This is a genomic window from Pseudomonas putida (assembly GCF_028682455.1).
GTDB lineage: Bacteria > Pseudomonadota > Gammaproteobacteria > Pseudomonadales > Pseudomonadaceae > Aquipseudomonas > Aquipseudomonas putida_AA.
In genome coordinates this window covers 279,631-296,629 of record NZ_JANHLD010000003.1, presented here as the reverse complement: position 1 = coordinate 296,629, position 16,999 = coordinate 279,631, and the positions used below count along the sequence as shown (strand labels likewise).

The 16,999-nt window shown below is 62.1% G+C and carries 16 protein-coding genes; 11 read left to right on the top strand and 5 right to left on the bottom strand.

What is annotated here, in order from left to right:
- Positions 1–114 precede the first annotated feature (114 nt).
- Positions 115–1,047 carry a serine O-acetyltransferase EpsC gene (gene epsC / locus NPS58_RS18510; RefSeq protein WP_274116779.1) on the top strand — a complete coding sequence of 311 codons (933 nt, stop codon included), beginning with the start codon at positions 115–117 and terminating at the stop codon, positions 1,045–1,047.
- Between the two features lie 257 nt (positions 1,048–1,304).
- Positions 1,305–3,266, top strand: coding sequence for a choline transporter BetT (gene betT / locus NPS58_RS18505; protein WP_274117572.1), 1,962 nt, complete (start codon positions 1,305–1,307; stop codon positions 3,264–3,266).
- 57 nt (positions 3,267–3,323) lie between these two features.
- Here the strand turns inward: betT and tauD are convergent, their stop codons facing one another.
- The 4 genes from tauD to tauA form a co-directional block, all read right to left on the bottom strand.
- Complete coding sequence (gene tauD, locus NPS58_RS18500; protein WP_274116778.1) at positions 3,324–4,157, bottom strand: taurine dioxygenase; 834 nt, start codon at positions 4,155–4,157, stop codon at positions 3,324–3,326.
- Between the two features lie 19 nt (positions 4,158–4,176).
- Positions 4,177–5,010, bottom strand: a complete 834-nt coding sequence (gene tauC / locus NPS58_RS18495) for a taurine ABC transporter permease TauC (protein WP_274116777.1) — start codon at positions 5,008–5,010, stop codon at positions 4,177–4,179.
- Complete coding sequence (tauB, locus tag NPS58_RS18490; RefSeq protein WP_274116776.1) at positions 5,007–5,801, bottom strand: taurine ABC transporter ATP-binding subunit; 795 nt, start codon at positions 5,799–5,801, stop codon at positions 5,007–5,009. Before tauB ends, tauC begins: the two co-directional genes overlap by 4 nt.
- Positions 5,802–5,906: 105 nt before the next feature.
- A complete protein-coding gene (tauA, locus tag NPS58_RS18485) occupies positions 5,907–6,881 on the bottom strand; it encodes a taurine ABC transporter substrate-binding protein (RefSeq protein ID WP_274116775.1) in 975 nt (324 codons plus the stop codon).
- Positions 6,882–7,333: 452 nt separating this feature from the next.
- Between tauA and NPS58_RS18480 the strand changes: the two genes are divergently transcribed.
- The 9 genes from NPS58_RS18480 (at position 7,334) to NPS58_RS18440 (ending at position 16,317) form a co-directional block, all read left to right on the top strand.
- Positions 7,334–8,662 carry an OprD family porin gene (locus tag NPS58_RS18480; RefSeq protein ID WP_274116774.1) on the top strand — a complete coding sequence of 443 codons (1,329 nt, stop codon included), beginning with the start codon at positions 7,334–7,336 and terminating at the stop codon, positions 8,660–8,662.
- A gap of 476 nt (positions 8,663–9,138) precedes the next feature.
- Positions 9,139–10,560 (top strand): group II intron reverse transcriptase/maturase, encoded by a 1,422-nt coding sequence (gene ltrA / locus NPS58_RS18475; protein WP_003253430.1) that lies wholly within the window; start codon positions 9,139–9,141, stop codon positions 10,558–10,560.
- 182 nt (positions 10,561–10,742) lie between these two features.
- Positions 10,743–11,381: a peroxiredoxin gene (locus tag NPS58_RS18470; protein WP_274116773.1), complete on the top strand. Its 639-nt coding sequence runs from the start codon at positions 10,743–10,745 to the stop codon at positions 11,379–11,381.
- 233 nt (positions 11,382–11,614) lie between these two features.
- On the top strand, positions 11,615–12,208 hold the full coding sequence (gene ssuE / locus NPS58_RS18465; RefSeq protein WP_274116772.1) for an NADPH-dependent FMN reductase: 594 nt from the start codon (positions 11,615–11,617) through the stop codon (positions 12,206–12,208).
- 87 nt (positions 12,209–12,295) lie between these two features.
- Positions 12,296–13,261, top strand: coding sequence for a sulfonate ABC transporter substrate-binding protein (locus NPS58_RS18460; protein ID WP_274116771.1), 966 nt, complete (start codon positions 12,296–12,298; stop codon positions 13,259–13,261).
- Positions 13,262–13,319: 58 nt separating this feature from the next.
- Entirely contained in the window at positions 13,320–14,468 is a 1,149-nt protein-coding gene (gene ssuD / locus NPS58_RS18455; RefSeq protein WP_274116770.1) for an FMNH2-dependent alkanesulfonate monooxygenase, read from the top strand.
- A 10-nt stretch (positions 14,469–14,478) separates the two neighbouring features.
- Positions 14,479–15,273: an aliphatic sulfonate ABC transporter permease SsuC gene (ssuC, locus tag NPS58_RS18450; RefSeq protein ID WP_274116769.1), complete on the top strand. Its 795-nt coding sequence runs from the start codon at positions 14,479–14,481 to the stop codon at positions 15,271–15,273.
- A complete protein-coding gene (ssuB, locus tag NPS58_RS18445) occupies positions 15,270–16,082 on the top strand; it encodes an aliphatic sulfonates ABC transporter ATP-binding protein (RefSeq protein ID WP_274116768.1) in 813 nt (270 codons plus the stop codon). Before ssuC ends, ssuB begins: the two co-directional genes overlap by 4 nt.
- 19 nt (positions 16,083–16,101) lie before the next feature.
- A complete protein-coding gene (locus NPS58_RS18440; protein WP_028942316.1) occupies positions 16,102–16,317 on the top strand; it encodes a TOBE domain-containing protein in 216 nt (71 codons plus the stop codon).
- 24 nt (positions 16,318–16,341) lie between these two features.
- On the opposite strand, the gene NPS58_RS18435 is transcribed toward NPS58_RS18440, so the two are convergent.
- Positions 16,342–16,998, bottom strand: a complete 657-nt coding sequence (locus tag NPS58_RS18435) for a TetR/AcrR family transcriptional regulator (RefSeq protein ID WP_274116767.1) — start codon at positions 16,996–16,998, stop codon at positions 16,342–16,344.
- Position 16,999 lies beyond the last annotated feature (1 nt).

The window sequence follows — 16,999 nt, the reverse complement described above, 5'->3', positions numbered from 1 at the left end:
ATTGCGATCTGGAATAAAGGGTTATTTTTTCCATCCTGCTCATTTGCCGTAAAGTGGCCGCCTATCAGGCGGCCTTCCAATCCAGCAACCGCCGCCGTGGCAGGAGACGTAACCGTGAGCGAAAACGCGCAAACAGGGCATTGGCAATTGCAGGGCATCGTCGCCGGCTTGCGTACTGCCCGGGACAAATGGCGCAGCAGCAATGGTCGTAGCAGTGGTGAGCAGGGTGGCCGCGAACTGCCGTCGCGCGAAGCCATGCGGCACATCCTCGAGCAACTGTGCGGGGCGCTGTTCCCGATGCGCCTGGGGCCAGTGGACCTGCGCGAGGAGAGCGAAGACTTTTATGTCGGGCATACCCTCGACTCGGCGCTAACCGCCTTGCTGGCCCAGGCTCGCCTGGAGCTTCGCTATGTTGCTCGCCACGGCAAGTGCAACACGGCCGATGTCGACGCCAAGGCCCTGAGCCTGATCCAGGGCTTCGCCGCGGCGTTGCCGGGCCTGCGCAGCATCCTCGACACCGATGTGCTGGCAGCCTTCCACGGCGATCCGGCGGCGCGCAGTGTCGATGAAGTGCTGCTGTGCTACCCGGGGATCCTTGCGGTGATCCATCACCGCCTGGCGCATCACCTGTACCGCGCAGGCCTGCCGTTGTTGGCGCGGATCAGTTCGGAGCTGGCGCATTCGGCCACGGGTATCGACATCCACCCGGGGGCGCAGATCGGCCAGAGCTTCTTCATCGACCACGGTACCGGTGTGGTGATCGGCGAGACAGCTATCATCGGTGAGCGGGTGCGCATCTACCAGGCCGTGACCCTGGGCGCCAAGCGCTTCCCGGCTGACGAAGACGGCCAGCTGCAAAAGGGCCATCCGCGCCACCCGATCGTCGAGGATGACGTGGTGATTTATGCAGGCGCCACTATTCTGGGACGTATCACCATCGGCAAGGGCTCGACCATCGGCGGCAACGTCTGGCTGACCCGCAGCGTGGCCCCGGGCAGCAACCTGACCCAGGCCAACCTGCAGCATGATGACGGAACGCAGAAGTAGGGTTTCAGGCCTTTTCACGAGGCGAACCCGCTCCTACGGATTGTGGTTGTAGGAGCGGGCTTGCCCCGCGATGGGTCGCATTGCGGACCCCATCCATGTTTAACTTGAACGCTTGTTCAAGTTAAAACGGTGGTCCGCTGCCGGCGTTCAAAAGGAGGAAACCCTTTGCTGAACCCGTTCAATCCAAGCCTTTCCCCTCATTTCGAGGTGCGCGTCAAATGAGTGCACCGAGTCCCCTGGCCAGCGGCAAGATCCGCATGAATCCGCCGGTTTTCTATTTCGCGGCGAGCTTTATCCTTCTTTTCGCACTGGCTGTTATCAGCAATCCGCAAGCCGCGGGCGAGTGGTTGCTGGCGGCGCAGAACTGGGCGGCCAACACGGTCGGCTGGTACTACATGCTGGCCATGACCCTGTACCTGGTCTTCGTGGTGGTCACCGCCTTGTCTGGCTACGGCAAGATCAAGCTCGGTGCCGACCACGACGAGCCCGAGTTCAGCTACCTGTCGTGGGCCGGCATGTTGTTCGCGGCCGGTATCAGCATCACGTTGTTCTTCTTCTGCGTCTCCGAACCCCTGACCCATATGCTCCAGCCGCCCCAGGGCGAGGCTGGCACGGCCGAAGCCGGGCGCCAGGCGATGCAGCTGCTGTTTTTGCACTGGGGCCTGCATGGCTGGGGCGTGTTCGCCTTCGTCGGCATGGCCCTGGCGTATTTCGCCTACCGCCACAACCTGCCGTTGGCCCTGCGTTCGGCGCTCTACCCGCTGATCGGCAAGCGGATCAACGGGCCGATCGGTTATGCAGTGGATGGCTTCGGCATTATTGCCACGGTGTTCGGCCTGGGCGCCGACATGGGCTTTGGTGTGTTGCACCTGAACTCGGGCCTGGACTACCTGTTCGGCATCCCGCATACCCAATGGGTGCAGGTGGCGTTGATCACCCTGATGATGGGCGCGGCCGTGGCGGTTGCCGTGGCTGGCGTCGAGAAGGGCGTGCGGGTGATGTCCGACATCAACATGGTCCTGGCTTGTGCGCTGTTGCTGTTCGTGCTGTTCGCCGGGCCTACCCAGCACCTGTTCAACACCCTGATCCAGAACCTGGGCGACTACCTGGGCGCCTTGCCGCGCAAGAGCTTCGATGTGTACGCCTACAATGAAGCCAGTGACTGGCTGGGTGGCTGGACCGTGTTCTACTGGGCCTGGTGGATTGCCTGGGCGCCGTTTGTCGGCTTGTTCATCGCGCGGATTTCCCGTGGCCGGACCATCCGCGAATTCGTTTTCGGCGTACTGCTGATTCCTCTGGGCTTCACCCTGGCGTGGATGTCGATCTTCGGCAACAGCGCCATGTCCCAGGTGCTCGATCACGGCATGACCGCGCTGGGCCAATCGGCGCTCGACAACCCGTCGATGACCCTCTACCTGCTGCTCGAAACCTACCCCTGGAGCAAGGTGGTGATTGCCGTCACGGTGTTCATCAGCTTTGTATTCTTCGTCACCTCGGCCGACTCCGGCACGGTGGTGTTGTCGACCCTCTCTGCCCGTGGCGGCAGTGCCGATGAAGACGGTCCCAACTGGTTGCGGGTGTTCTGGGGCGTGATGACGGCGCTGGTGACCAGCGGCCTGTTGTTCGCCGGCAGTATCGACTCGTTGAAGTCGGCCGTGGTGCTGACCTCGCTGCCGTTCTCGGTGATTCTGCTGGCCATGATGTGGGGGCTGCACAAGGCGTTCTACCTGGAGTCGCAGCGCCAGATCGCGCAGATGCATTCGCTCGCACCCTTTGCCAACTCGCGTCGCGGACGCGGTGGCTGGCGCCAGCGCTTGAGCCAGGCCGTGCACTTTCCGTCACGCGATGAGGTGTACCGCTTCATGGATGACGTGGTGCGCCCGGCGATTGCCGAGGTGACCGAGGTGTTCGTCGAGAAGGGCCTGAACGTCATCACCCAGGAAGACCCGAGCCACGACAACGTCAGCCTGAAGATCGGCCATGGCGAAGAGCAGCCGTTCATCTACCAGGTACAGATGCGCGGGTATTTCACCCCGTCGTTCGCCCTGGGGGGGTTGGGTACCCAGGAGTTGAAGAATCGTCGCTACTACCGCGCCGAGGTGCACCTGAGCGAAGGCAGCCAGGACTATGACCTGGTCGGCTACAGCAAGGAGCAGATCATCAACGACATCCTCGACCAGTACGAGCGGCACATGCAGTTCCTGCATCTGGTGCGTTAGTACAGCAATCGCGGGGCAAGCCCGCTCCTGTGGGAGTGGGGGGGCCTCGCGATGGTGTCAGAAGGGGGCATCGCCCAGAATCGTCGCCCGGTGCATCACCCGCCGCTGCGGTCGATAGTCGTCCACCGCGTAGTGCTGCGTCACGCGGTTGTCCCAGAACGCCACGTCGTTTTCCTGCCAGCGCCAGCGAATGGTGAACTCCGGGCGGGTGGCGTGAGCGAACAGCAGCTTGAGAATCGCTTCGCTTTCTGCCTCGCTCAATTCATTGATCCGCGTGGTGAAGCCTTCATTGACGAACAGCGACTTGCGCCCGCTGACCGGGTGCGTGCGAATCACCGGGTGCGACAGCGCAGGGTTGTTGTGCCGCGCCGCTTCCCAGCGGGCCAGGTCTTCAGGCGTGCTGCCAAAGCGCTCGAGTGGGAAGGACTTGGTGAAGTCGTGGGTCGCCGTCAGGCCGTCCAGCAGCTGTTGCAAAGGTCCGGACAATGCTTCGAATGCCGCAATGCCACTGGCCCACAAAGTGTCGCCACCGTAGGCCGGCAGTTGCTTGGCGGCGAGCACGGCGCCCAGTGCCGGAGTCGGCAGGAAGGTCACGTCGGTGTGCCACACGGCGTTGTCGCGCACATCGGTTACCGCGGTGTCGAGGACCAGCACCTGCGGGGTTTCCGGCACGTTGGGGTAGATCGGGTGAATATGCAGGTCGCCAAAGTGCGCGGCGAATTCCGCCTGCTGCCGTGGGTTGATCGGCTGGTCACGAAAGAACAGCACTTGATGGGTGAGCAGGGCGTGCTCGATGGCGTCACGCTGTTCGCCGCTGATCGGGCGGCTCAGGTCGATACCGCTGATCTGGGCGCCGAGGGCAGGGCTGAGCGGGATAATGGTCAGGCTCATGTGGGTTCTCGATTGGTCTTCAATGACTCTGGCCATGCCAGGGCACCAGTTTGCGTTGCAGGGCCCGCAGGCTCATTTCCAGGGCGAAGGCGATCAGCGCGATCACCAGGATGCCCAGCACCACCACGTCGGTCACCAGGAACTGCGCCGCCGACTGGACCATGAAGCCCAGGCCGCTGGTGGCGGCGATCAGCTCGGCGGCAACCAGGGTCGACCAGCCCACACCCAGGCCGATGCGCACCCCGGTGAGGATGTCGGGCAGGGCGCTGGGCAGGATCACATGGCGAACCAGCTGCGCCCGCGAGGCGCCCAACGACTGCGCTGCGCGCAGCTTGCTCGGGTCGACCGTGCGCACGCCGGTGGCCGTGGCAATGGCGATGGGAGCAAAGATGGCGAGGTATATAAGCAGCACTTTCGACAGCTCGCCGATACCGCACCAGATCACGATCAAGGGCAGGTAGGCCAGTGGTGGAATCGGGCGGTAGAACTCGATCAAGGGGTCGAGGATGCCGCGGGCAATCCGGTTGTGGCCGATGGCGATGCCAATCGGGATCGCGGTGACAATGGCGGCACCCAGGGCCAGGCCGATGCGCCCCAGACTTGCGCCCAGGTGCTGCCAGAGGGTGGACTCCATGTAGCCTTGGGTCAGCAGCAGCCAGGCCTTGGCCAGCACCGCGCCGGGAGATGGCAGGAACAGCGGTTCGATCCATTCGGCGGCGGTCACCGCCCACCACAGCAGCAGCAGGCTGGCCAGGGTGATGCCGCTGATCCAGCGGGTACTCAAGCGCCGTGGCTGGGCTTTGATCGGGCTCGGTGCGTGGTGATGAGGTGCGAGCACTTCCAGGCTGTTCATGCGAACTCCTGCCGCACGGCGGCGCTGCGTTGGGAAAAGACCCGGGCCAATACGTGCTCGCGGGTTTCGATAAAGCGTGGATCGGACTTGATCGACCGGGCGGACTCGCCGGCGGCATAACGCTGGCCGAAGTCCAGCTGCAGGCGCTCGACGATCTGCCCGGGATTGGGCGCCAGGAGGATCAGGTCGGTAGCCAGGAACACCGCCTCTTCAATGTCGTGGGTGATCAGGAAAACCGGCTTGGCCGTGCGTTGCCACACCTGTAGCAGCAGCTCCTGCATCTGTTCACGAGTAAAGGCATCCAGCGCGCCGAACGGCTCATCCATCAACAACACCCGTGGGTCGGCGGCCAATGCGCGGGCCAGGCCCACGCGCTGCTTCTGGCCGCCGGACAATTGCCAGACTCGCCGCTCGGCGAAGTCGTTCAGGTCAACCAGTGCCAGCATCTCCCGGGCCTTGCGTTCGCGCTCGATCCGCGGCACACCGGCCAGTGCCAGGCCGAAGGCGACATTGGCCAATACGTTCTGCCAGGGCAGCAGGGCATCGTCCTGGAACACCACGCCGCGTTCGGCACCGGGACCTTGTACTGGAGCACCATCGAGGGTGATACGGCCTGCGCTGGGCGTGACGAATCCTGCGATCAGGTTCAGCAGCGAGGTCTTGCCACTGCCGGAGGGGCCCAGGGCCACCAGCAATTGCCGGGGCCCGAGGCTCAGGTTGATGTCGGTCAGCACCGGTACGGCTGCGCCGGGGTACTGTGCGCTGATGCGCTCCAGCTCAAGCAATGCCATGACAAGCTCCAGGGCAATGGTGGTTTGGTGTGGTGTGGCGTAGGAGCGGGCTTGCCCCGCGGTTCGATGTGACTGAACGATCGCTATCGCGGGGCAAGTCCGCTCCTACTGCACGAACCGCGCGCTGACAAAGGGCGCGTAGTCCGGCAGGACGGCGTCGACCTTGCCCTGCGCCTTGAGGAAGGTGGCGGTATCGGTAATGGCCTGGGTGGTGGGTGCGCCCAGGGCTGCCACCTGGTCGGCGGCCAGTGGGTATACGTTGCCTTGCAGCAAGCCCGGGATATCGCCGGCCTTGGCACCGGACAGCTTGACCAGCTTGTCGACGTTGCTCGAGTTGGCCAGCCATGCTTGCGGGTCCTTGCGGTAATCGGCGTAGGCGCCCAGGGTCACGGTGGCGAAGGCCTTGACGATGTCCGGGTACTTGGCAGCAAAGTCCTTGCGCACGATCCACGCGTCGAAGGTCGGAGCCCCTTTCTGGGCCAGTTCGCCAGAGGTGATCAGCACTTTGCCGGTCTCCTTGGCGACACCTAGGGCAGGGTCCCATACGTAGGTGGCATCAATGTCGCCGCGCTTCCAGGCTGCGATGATCGCCGGTGGCGCCAGGTTGAGGATCTGCACCTTGGACGGGTCGATGTTCCACTGCTTGAGCGCAGCCAGCAGGCTGTAATGGCCGGTCGATACGAACGGCACGGCGATTTTCTTGCCGATCAGGTCCTGGGGCGAGTTGATGTTGGCGCCGTTGCGGGCCACCAGGGCTTCGGCCGCGCCGATCTGGGTGGCGATCAGGAAGGTTTCCACCGGCAGCTTGCGGCTGGCTGCGGCCGCCAATGGGCTGGAGCCGAGATAACCGATCTGCACGTCGCCGGAGGCCACGGCGGTGATCACATCGGCCCCGCTGTCGAATTTGCGCCAGTCGATGCTGGCCTTGCTGGCTTTTTCGTAGTCGCCGTTGACCTGGGCGACTTTCGCCGGGTCTACGGTGGTCTGGTAAGCCACGGTCAGATCGGCCGCCTGAACCAACCAGCTGGCGCCGGCCAGGGTCAGGGCAGCAAACAGGCGCAGTGGGGCATGCAGGGTCATGGTGAACTCCTTCTCAGGCGGTGGTGGAGGTGCGAGAGAAGAAAGGCTAAATGATCTAAGAAAGTTAAAATAAATAACTTTTTAGAATTAGCTTAGGAGTCATTTGATTTAAGGTTGTTGGGGGCCGGAGGGCAGCACTCAGGAAGGTAGATCTAAAAAGACCATATGTTATAACTTTTGGGAATTAAAAAAATTCTGGACACAACCGGCCAAGAAAAATTCGGAATATATTCCAGAATAGTCTGAAAAATTCTGAAATAAGGCTTTTTGGATTTATAGGATTGTTATTATCCTTGAGCCAATGGGCTGGCGCATTAGACCAAAGTAGTGAAATGAATAGTTACGATTGACTTGACGGTCACGCTTTGGTGCTAATCGCCAATCGACAACGAGCAGGACTTCAGATCTTGCCGTAAGCGAAACACAAAAATTAGAAATCAGAGGAGCAAAACATGTACAAGTCGACCTTGGCAATCGCCGTGGCCGTAGGGGTTCTGGCCCAACAGGCAGGTGCCGCCGGTTTCGTTGAAGACAGCAAGCTGTCGCTCAGCTCCCGCACCATGTACTTCAACAACGACAACCGTGACGGCGGCGCTGACAACCGTGAATCCGGCCAGGGTTTCAAAGTCGACTACATTTCGGGCTTCACCGAAGGTACCGTTGGTTTTGGTGTTGATGCACAAGCATTGTGGGGTATCCACCTGGACGGTGGCCGCGGCCACCACCCGGACAACAGCAGCTTCTTCCCAAGCGACACTGATGGTTCGGCCTCGAGCCAGTGGGCTCGTTTCGGTGCCAACGCCAAGGCGCGCTTCTCCAAGACCGAAGCTCACTTCGGTAGCGCCCTGGCGCCTAACCTGCCGATCCTGGTTGCCAACGATGGTCGCCTGCTGCCACAAACCTTTGAAGGCGGCACCATCCAGTCCAAGGAAATCGACAACCTCACCCTCAACGCGGGTCAGCTGACCCACGCCATGGGCCGTGCCTCGAGCAACCGTACTGGCCTGTCGGTCGCCGGTGCTTCCCAGGACAGCAACAAGTTCCAGTTCGCCGGTGGCGACTGGAAGGTCACCAAAGACCTGACCCTGCAGTACTACTACTCGAACCTGGAAGACTTCTACAAACAGCACTTCCTGGGCCTGGTACACGTTCTGCCGATCGCTGAAGACCAGTCGTTCAAGACCGACATCCGCTACTTCGACAGCAGCAGCGATGGCAAGAACGGTGAAACCGGCTACGCCTTCAACAACAACGGTGGCTATGCCAAGAACGCTGGCGAGGTCGACAACAAGACCTGGAGCGCCATGTTCACCTACTCCCTGGGTGGCCATGCCTTCCTGCTGGGTCACCAGCAGATCGGTGATGACGGTGGTTTCGTCTGGTTGAACCAGGGTAGCGTGGTTGACGGCAATGGCCGCAACGAAGGCGCCGCTGGCTCGAGCTTCTACCTGTTCACCGATAGCATGATCAACCAATTTGCCCGTGCCGGTGAAAACACCACCTTCGGTCAGTACTCCTATGACTTCGCCCGCCTGGGTGTTCCTGGTCTGAAGACCTCGATCTCCTACCTGCGTGGTGATGACATTCGTAGCAACCGTGGTGGTAGCGACTACAGCGAGTGGGAGCGCGACGCCCGGATCGACTACGTGATCCAGGAAGGTACCCTCAAGGGCCTGGGCGCCAGCCTGCGTCACGGTGTGTACCGCGGCGGCAGCAGCGAAGCCAGCGCCGACCAGGATCAGACCCGTCTGATCTTCAACTACACTTACAGCTTCATGTAAGTACGGTTGAAAAGAGAAGCCTCGCCTTGGTGCGAGGCTTTTTTTTGTGTGCGCCAGGCATGGCGCGTTGCGCGTAAGCGCAACCCGCTTGGCTGTGGTGGCCAAGCGGGTGACTTGGAGGTGAAAGTCCTCTACACACCCGGCAAGGGGGAAGTGTTAGCCGGAGGCAAGGGTGTCGCGGGTGACCGCGAATCTGAAGGAAGCCCGAGGCAAAATGCTGGCCTGACGAACAGGAAGCGGATAGAGGCGGCACAGCGGGGTGAGGTGGCACAAATCGCCAAAGCCCAATACTTGCACGGAACGCTGTGACGTAGATCCGACAGGCATAAGCAGGAAGGTCGCGCGAATTACCCTGGGAGATCTGTACGTTTGCCATTGTGCTACCGCGCGTCGAAAGGCGACGGGATGAGCGTGCAGAAGTCAGCCGAAGCCGTAGTAAGTGGCGGTTAACCGCGCCACCAAGGGCCGAACAGGTTATGCCGCCAGTAGGCGTCGCCGTCTCGTTGGTAACCGTAATGCAGAAATTTCCCACAGCGGAAACTGTCATCCCGAGCTCCGGCCAGAAGCCGAGGGTAACGCCTGACAGTGCAAAGGTATCGACGGCGTCCGTGACGTGGACGAACGCGGAGCCGGACACGCTGATGGAGCGGGTGCTTGCACCGGCCAACCTCAGACGTGCGTATCAACGCGTGGTCAGCAACAAGGGAGCACCGGGTGCCGATGGCATGACGGTTGCTGACTTGGCGGGCTACGTGAGACAGTATTGGCCAACCCTCAAGGCCAGGTTACTGGCCGGTGAATACCAGCCCCAAGCAGTGCGAGCGGTTGAAATTCCCAAGCCGCAGGGCGGCACACGGCAACTGGGAATCCCCAGCGTCGTGGATCGCCTGATCCAGCAAGCACTGCAGCAGCAGCTCACACCTATCTTCGACCCACTGTTCTCGGACTACAGCTATGGTTTTCGTCCGGGCAGAAGTACGCATCAAGCCATCGAGATGGCTCGTGCTCATGTGACAGCGGGACACCGCTGGTGCGTGGAACTCGATCTGGAGAAGTTTTTCGATCGGGTCAATCACGACATCCTCATGGCCTGCATCGAACGTCGGATCAAAGACAAGTGCGTACTCAGGCTTATCCGCCGCTACCTTGAAGCCGGGATCATGTCGGGCGGTGTCGTCAGCCCACGGCAGGAGGGGACGCCGCAAGGCGGCCCGCTTTCGCCGTTGCTGTCGAACATCCTGCTCGACGAACTCGACCGCGAGCTGGAGCGACGGGGCCATCGCTTCGTACGTTATGCCGATGATGCGAACATCTATGTACGCAGTCCCCGGGCCGGCGAACGGGTGTTGGTCAGCGTCGAGCGCTTCCTGAGAGAACGTCTGAAGCTGACGGTGAACAGGAAGAAAAGCCAAGTGGCAAGGGCGTGGAAGTGCGACTACCTAGGCTATGGGATAAGCTGGCACCAGCAGCCAAGGCTGCGCGTGGCAAGGATGAGCCTAGACCGCTTACGCGACCGGCTCAGAATGCTGCTGCGCAGCGTACGGGCTCGCAAAATGGCGACTGTCATCGAGCGGATCAACCCCGTCCTGAGAGGCTGGGCTAGCTACTTCAAGCTCAGCCAGAGCAAGCGGCCGCTTGAGGAACTGGATGGTTGGGTCAGGCACAAACTCCGCTGCGTCATCTGGCGTCAATGGAAGCAGCCTCCCACGAGGCTGAGAAACTTGATGCGCCTGGGGTTGAGCGAGGAGCGTGCCAACAAGTCAGCCTTCAATGGCCGAGGTCCATGGTGGAATTCGGGAGCGCAACATATGAACTACGCGCTGCCAAAGAAACTGTGGGACCGGCTCGGGCTGGTCTCGATACTGGATACGATTAACCGGCTTAGCCGCGTAACCTGAACCGCCGTGTACGGAACCGTACGCACGGTGGTGTGAGAGGACGGCGGGTGTGAATCCGCCTCCTACTCGATCTGCGCCTATATAGATTTAAAGGTTATAAATAAATCGATATTTATTCTTTTTAATTTCTATTGGTTGCAGGCACAGTGAACCCATAACGAACCCAGCCAAGGAGCCGCACCATGAGCCTCAGACTCGGCGATATCGCCCCCGACTTCGAACAGGAATCCAGCGCCGGCACGATCCGTTTCCATGAATGGCTGGGCAACAGCTGGGGCGTACTGTTCTCGCATCCTGCCGACTTCACCCCGGTGTGCACTACCGAGCTGGGCTTTACCGCCAAGCTCAAGGAGCAGTTCGCCGAGCGTGGCGTCAAGGCGATTGCCCTGTCGGTCGACCCAGTGGATTCCCACCACCGCTGGATCGACGACATCAACGAAACCCAGAACACCGTGGTCAACTTCCCGATCCTGGCCGATGCCGATCGCAAGGTCTCGGACCTCTACGACCTGATCCACCCCAACGCCAGTGACACCCTGACAGTGCGCTCCCTGTTCGTGATCGACCCGAACAAGAAGATCCGCCGGACTATCACCTATCCGGCAAGCACAGGGCGCAACTTTCACGAAATCCTCAGGGTGATCGACTCGCTGCAGCTCACCGACAACCACAAGGTGGCAACACCCGCCAACTGGCAGGACGGTGATGAAGTGGTGATCGTGCCGTCGCTCAAGGACGAAGATGAAATCAAGCAACGCTTTCCGAAGGGCTATCGAACGGTCAAGCCGTACCTGCGCTTGACGCCCCAACCCAATCGCTGAATCCAATAGCAGGGATATTTGGGCCGTTTCGACGGCCCTTTTTTATGCTTGATCGCGGGGCAACCCCCGCTCCTGCACGCGGGTTTGGTTCGCGACACTTGCATAGCTCAAAAACGAATAAACAAATGAAAAAATATGATTTATTGATATATGTATCCAGCTGTTAAGGTCACTCCACTCCAGCGAGAACATAACCTCGCGGCCCTCTAGAACACGATCAAGGAAGCGTTCCAATGCTGGTTGTTTCTCTCGGTGGTAGTCCCAGTCTGCGTTCACGCTCCGGCGTGCTGCTTGAGCGCAGCCGTCAGTGGCTGCAAGAGCAGGGCGTGGAAGTGGTGACATTCCAGGTGCGGGATTTTCCGGCCGAGGACCTGCTGCATGCCCGCTTCGACAGCCCGAAAGTGCAGCACTTCCTGCAACTGGTCGAACAGGCCGATGGCCTGATCGTCGCCACCCCGGTGTACAAGGCCTCCTTTGCCGGCGCCCTGAAAACATTGCTCGATCTGCTACCCGAACGCGCTCTGCGCCACAAGGTGGTACTGCCCATCGCCACCGGCGGCAGCATCGCCCACATGCTGGCGGTGGACTATGCGCTCAAGCCGGTGCTCTCGGCACTCAAGGCCGAAGAGACCCTGCAAGGGATCTTCGCCGACGACAGCCAGATCGCCTATGGCGAAGGCAGCTCAGCCGCGCAGCTGGCCCCGGCCCTGGAGTTGCGCTTGAACGAATCGCTGGACCTGTTCCACAGCGCCCTGGCGCGTCGGCCCAAGCCGGTTGCTCCAGGTGTATTGAACGAACGTCTGCTCAGTGCTCGCTGGAGCATTTGAGTCCCACTCAATCTGTCATTCCCACCTTACTCGCCCGCCAACGGGCAAGCAGGTGCAGCCTGAACCCAACAGCAAAAGGAGAGCGCTATGCGCACTGTCATTTTGCGTCGTGGCCTGGTCGCTCTGTTTGCTGCGGCTGTGTCCTTCGGCGCCATCACTCAAGCTCAAGCTGAAAGCCTGCGTATCGGTTATCAGAAGTACGGCACCCTGGTGCTGCTCAAAGCCAAGGGCTCGCTGGAAAAGCGCCTGGCCACCCAGGGCGTGCAGGTGCAATGGACTGAATTCCCCGGTGGCCCGCAGCTGCTAGAAGGCCTGAACGTAGGCTCCATCGACTTCGGCGTTACCGGCGAAACCCCGCCGGTGTTTGCCCAGGCCGCCGGTGCCGACCTGCTGTACGTGGCTTATGAGCCGCCGGCGCCGCACAGCGAAGCGATCCTGGTGCCCAAAGGCTCGCCGATCCAGTCGGTCAAGGAACTCAAGGGCAAGAAAGTTGCGCTGAACAAGGGCTCCAACGTGCACTACCTGCTGGTGCGCGCCCTTGAAGATGCCGGTCTCAAATACACCGATATCCAGCCGGTGTTCCTGCCGCCTGCCGATGCCCGCGCCGCCTTCGAGCGTGGCAGTGTCGATGCCTGGGTGATCTGGGACCCCTACCAGGCCGCTGCCGAGCAACAGCTGCAGGCACGCACCCTGCGTGACGGCAAGGGCATCGTCGACAACCATCAGTTCTACCTGGCGACCAAGCCCTACGCCCAGAAACACCCTGAGGTGATCAACGCCCTGGTCGAGGAAGTGCGCGCCGTGGGCGAGTGGTCCAAGGCCAATCCGCAGGAGGTCACCGACCAGGTCGCGCCACTGCTCGGCTTGCCGGCCGACATCACCCTCACCTCGGTCAAGCGCCAGGGCTACGGAGCTCATTTCCTGACCCCGGAAGTGGTCAGCGCCCAACAGAAAATCGCCGACACCTTCCACACACTCAAGCTGATTCCCAAGCCATTGAGCATCAAGGATGTGATCTGGACTCCCCCGGCCAAGGTCGCCACAGCGCCTTGACGATTCGCCCGTGCCGGGGCGCCGCCCCGGTTTGCGTTCCCCTTAGGAGACAACTCCAATGAGCCTCAACATTTTCTGGTTTCTTCCCACCCACGGCGACGGCCACTACCTGGGCACCGCCGAAGGTGCCCGCGCGGTCGATCACGGCTACCTGCAGCAAATCGCCCAGGCTGCCGACCGCCTGGGCTTTGGCGGCGTGCTGATTCCCACCGGGCGTTCCTGCGAGGATTCCTGGCTGGTTGCCGCCTCGCTGATTCCGGTGACCCAGCGTCTGAAGTTCCTGGTTGCCCTGCGCCCGGGCATCATCTCGCCAACTGTGGCGGCACGTCAGGCGGCAACCCTGGACCGGCTCTCGGGCGGGCGTGCACTGTTCAACCTGGTCACCGGTGGCGACCCGGAAGAACTCTCCGGCGATGGCCTGTTCCTCAGCCACGAGGAGCGCTACCAGGCGTCGGTGGAGTTCACCCGCATCTGGCGGCGTGTGCTGGAAGGCGAAACCGTCGACTACGATGGCCAGCATATCCAGGTCAAGGGCGCCAAATTGCTCTACCCGCCGATCCAGCAGCCGCGTCCGCCCTTGTATTTCGGCGGCTCCTCGGAGGCCGCGCAGGACCTGGCAGCCGAGCAGGTCGAGCTGTACCTGACCTGGGGCGAGCCACCGGCCGCCGTTGCCGAGAAAATCGAGCAGGTGCGTGCCAAGGCCGCCAAGCAGGGGCGCACGGTGCGTTTCGGGATTCGCCTGCATGTGATTGTGCGCGAAACCAATGCCGAAGCCTGGCAAGCCGCCGAGCGCCTGATCTCGCACCTGGACGACGACACCATTGCCCGTGCCCAGGCCTCGCTGGCGCGCTTCGACTCGGTGGGCCAGCAGCGCATGGCCGCGCTGCACGGCGGCAACCGCGACAACCTGGAAGTCAGCCCCAACCTCTGGGCCGGCGTCGGCCTGGTGCGTGGCGGTGCCGGTACCGCGCTGGTGGGAGACGGACCGACCGTGGCGGAGCGGGTCAAGGAATATGCCGCGCTGGGCATCGACACCTTCATCTTCTCGGGTTACCCCCACCTCGAAGAGTCGTACCGGGTTGCCGAGCTGCTGTTCCCGCACCTGGACGTGGAGCGCCCGGAGCTGCCGAAAAGTGGCGGTTATGTGAGCCCCTTCGGCGAGATGGTGGCCAACGACATCCTGCCCAAATCCACAGCACAGCGCTGAGGGTCGGGCCATGAGTCGAGCATCCACTCCCTGGCCGCAGCGCCTGGCGCCCTGGGCGCTGCCGCTGCTGCTGTTGGCGGTCTGGCAACTGGCGGTCAGCGCAGGCTGGCTGTCGACGCGCATCCTGCCGGCACCGAGCGCGGTACTCAGCGCCGGGGTCGAGCTGGTGCGCAGCGGCGAGATCTGGACGCACCTGGCAATCAGTGGCTGGCGTGCCGCCGTCGGGTTCCTGATCGGTGGCGCGATCGGCCTGGCACTGGGTTTTATCACCGGTCTGTCGAAGTGGGGCGAACGCCTGCTCGACAGCTCCGTGCAGATGATCCGCAATGTGCCGCACCTGGCGCTGATCCCGCTGGTGATCCTGTGGTTCGGTATCGATGAGTCGGCGAAGATTTTCCTGGTCGCCCTGGGCACCTTGTTTCCGATCTACCTGAACACCTACCACGGCATCCGCAACGTCGATCCAGCGCTGGTTGAAATGGCGCGCAGCTATGGCCTGTCGGGCTTCGAGCTGTTTCGCCAGGTGATCCTGCCCGGCGCCTTGCCTTCGATCCTGGTGGGAGTGCGTTTCGCCCTGGGTTTCATGTGGCTGACCCTGATCGTTGCCGAGACCATTTCGGCCAACGCCGGCATCGGCTACCTGGCCATGAACGCCCGCGAGTTCCTGCAGACCGACGTCGTGGTGTTGGCCATCGTCCTGTATGCGGTGCTGGGCAAGCTTGCCGATCTGGCCGCGCGAGGCCTCGAGCGGGTCTGGCTGCGCTGGCATCCGGCGTATCAACCGACCCGGGGAGAGGGCGCATGACCATCCTCAAGGAACCACCACAACGCCTGCTGCGCGGGATTCCGCTGGCGGCGAACAACCTGCAGAAAACCTTCGGCCAGCGGCAGGTGCTGCGCGATATCGACCTGCACATTCCAGCCGGGCAATTCGTGGCCATCGTGGGCCGTAGCGGCTGTGGCAAGAGCACCTTGCTGCGATTGCTGGCAGGGCTCGACCAACCCTCGGGCGGCGAGTTGCTGGCCGGCTCCGCGCCCTTGAGCGAAGCGCGCGAAGATACCCGGCTGATGTTTCAGGAAGCGCGCTTGCTGCCCTGGAAGAAGGTGATCGACAACGTTGGCCTGGGTTTGTCCGGCAACTGGCGCCCACAGGCGCTGGAGGCCCTGGAAGCGGTCGGCCTGGCCGAGCGCGCCAATGAGTGGCCGGCGGCGCTCTCGGGCGGGCAGAAGCAGCGCGTGGCTCTGGCCCGGGCCTTGATTCACAAGCCGCGGCTGTTGCTGCTCGACGAGCCGTTGGGGGCGCTGGATGCGTTGACCCGGATCGAGATGCAGCAACTGATCGAGCGGCTGTGGCGCCAGCATGGCTTTACCGTGCTGCTGGTTACCCATGATGTCAGCGAAGCGGTCGCGGTGGCTGACCGGGTGATCCTGATCGAAGACGGTGAAGTCGGCCTGGACCTGAATGTCGACCTGCAACGACCACGGGTACGCGGCTCACACCGGCTGGCGGCCCTGGAAACCGAAGTTCTCAACCGGGTACTGGCGATCCCGGGCACACCGCCCGAGCCCGAACCTGTAGCTCCATTGCCGACGCAATTGCGTTGGGCCCTCTGACCTGTAAGGAACCCAGCAGATGACTATCAAAGCGATCAATGTGCGTAACCAGTTCAAAGGCACCGTGAAGGAAATCCTGGAGGGGCCGGTGCTGTCGGAAATCGATGTACAGACGGCCTCGGGCATCGTCACCTCGGTGATCACCACCCGCTCGGTACGCGAGCTGGAGCTGGCCATTGGCAGCGAGGTGATTGCCTTTGTGAAATCGACTGAGGTTTCGATTGCCAAGCTGTGATGCCAACGCGGGGCAAGCCCGCTCCTACAGGCCCTGTGGGAGCGAGCTTGCCCCGCGATGCTTCGGTAGAAACGGCGGCAGGTACAACCCCAGATAAGCATCGAACACGCGCATGCCTTCCTCAGCCATGCGCGGCGTGATCTGCCCGTGCAATTGCACCGAGCGCGCATACACCCGATCCCCCAACTCCATGGCCAGGGCGAACACGTCCACATCTTCCGGCAGCGCCGGGAGCTGGAAGTGCTGGGCGAACAGCTTGTGCATCAGGTCGCCCAGTTCGAGGTCGTGCTGGCGGTCGGCCTGGGTCACTTCGCTCAGGCCATGCTGGGCGAGGATCAGTTGGCGTGCCGCCGCATCCTGGTTGTAGATGCTCAGCATACGCTGCTCGATCAGGCGCGAAAGGTCGTGCCAGGTATTGAGCCCGGCGCCATCGATAGGCGCCTGCAGGCAGGCGCGAAAGGCACCATGCACGTCGGCGGTCAGGGCTTCGAGCAAGGCCGGGACGCTGGCGAAGAAGTGGTACACCGAGGACGGCGGGATCTGCGCCCGCTCGGCCACACTGTAGATCGACAGGCTGGCCACGCCCTCGCTGGCCAGCAGCGTGCGCGCTGCCTCGAGGATCGAGTCGATCCGCGCCTGGCTGCGGGCGCGGGGTTTGCGTGGGGTGACAGTGCGCGTCATG

What these genes read in the sequence shown, in the direction of transcription:
- betT (WP_274117572.1), top strand. Translation starts at nt 1,305, where the DNA reads ATGAATCCGCCGGTTTTCTATTTCGCGGCGAGCTTTATCCTTCTTTTC.
- tauD (WP_274116778.1), bottom strand. Translation starts at nt 4,157, where the DNA reads ATGAGCCTGACCATTATCCCGCTCAGCCCTGCCCTCGGCGCCCAGATC.
- tauC (WP_274116777.1), bottom strand. Translation starts at nt 5,010, where the DNA reads ATGAACAGCCTGGAAGTGCTCGCACCTCATCACCACGCACCGAGCCCG.
- tauB (WP_274116776.1), bottom strand. Translation starts at nt 5,801, where the DNA reads ATGGCATTGCTTGAGCTGGAGCGCATCAGCGCACAGTACCCCGGCGCA.
- tauA (WP_274116775.1), bottom strand. Translation starts at nt 6,881, where the DNA reads ATGACCCTGCATGCCCCACTGCGCCTGTTTGCTGCCCTGACCCTGGCC.
- NPS58_RS18480 (WP_274116774.1), top strand. Translation starts at nt 7,334, where the DNA reads ATGTACAAGTCGACCTTGGCAATCGCCGTGGCCGTAGGGGTTCTGGCC.
- ltrA (WP_003253430.1), top strand. Translation starts at nt 9,139, where the DNA reads ATGCCGCCAGTAGGCGTCGCCGTCTCGTTGGTAACCGTAATGCAGAAA.
- NPS58_RS18470 (WP_274116773.1), top strand. Translation starts at nt 10,743, where the DNA reads ATGAGCCTCAGACTCGGCGATATCGCCCCCGACTTCGAACAGGAATCC.
- ssuE (WP_274116772.1), top strand. Translation starts at nt 11,615, where the DNA reads ATGCTGGTTGTTTCTCTCGGTGGTAGTCCCAGTCTGCGTTCACGCTCC.
- NPS58_RS18460 (WP_274116771.1), top strand. Translation starts at nt 12,296, where the DNA reads ATGCGCACTGTCATTTTGCGTCGTGGCCTGGTCGCTCTGTTTGCTGCG.
- ssuD (WP_274116770.1), top strand. Translation starts at nt 13,320, where the DNA reads ATGAGCCTCAACATTTTCTGGTTTCTTCCCACCCACGGCGACGGCCAC.
- ssuC (WP_274116769.1), top strand. Translation starts at nt 14,479, where the DNA reads ATGAGTCGAGCATCCACTCCCTGGCCGCAGCGCCTGGCGCCCTGGGCG.
- ssuB (WP_274116768.1), top strand. Translation starts at nt 15,270, where the DNA reads ATGACCATCCTCAAGGAACCACCACAACGCCTGCTGCGCGGGATTCCG.
- NPS58_RS18440 (WP_028942316.1), top strand. Translation starts at nt 16,102, where the DNA reads ATGACTATCAAAGCGATCAATGTGCGTAACCAGTTCAAAGGCACCGTG.
- NPS58_RS18435 (WP_274116767.1), bottom strand. Translation starts at nt 16,998, where the DNA reads ATGACGCGCACTGTCACCCCACGCAAACCCCGCGCCCGCAGCCAGGCG.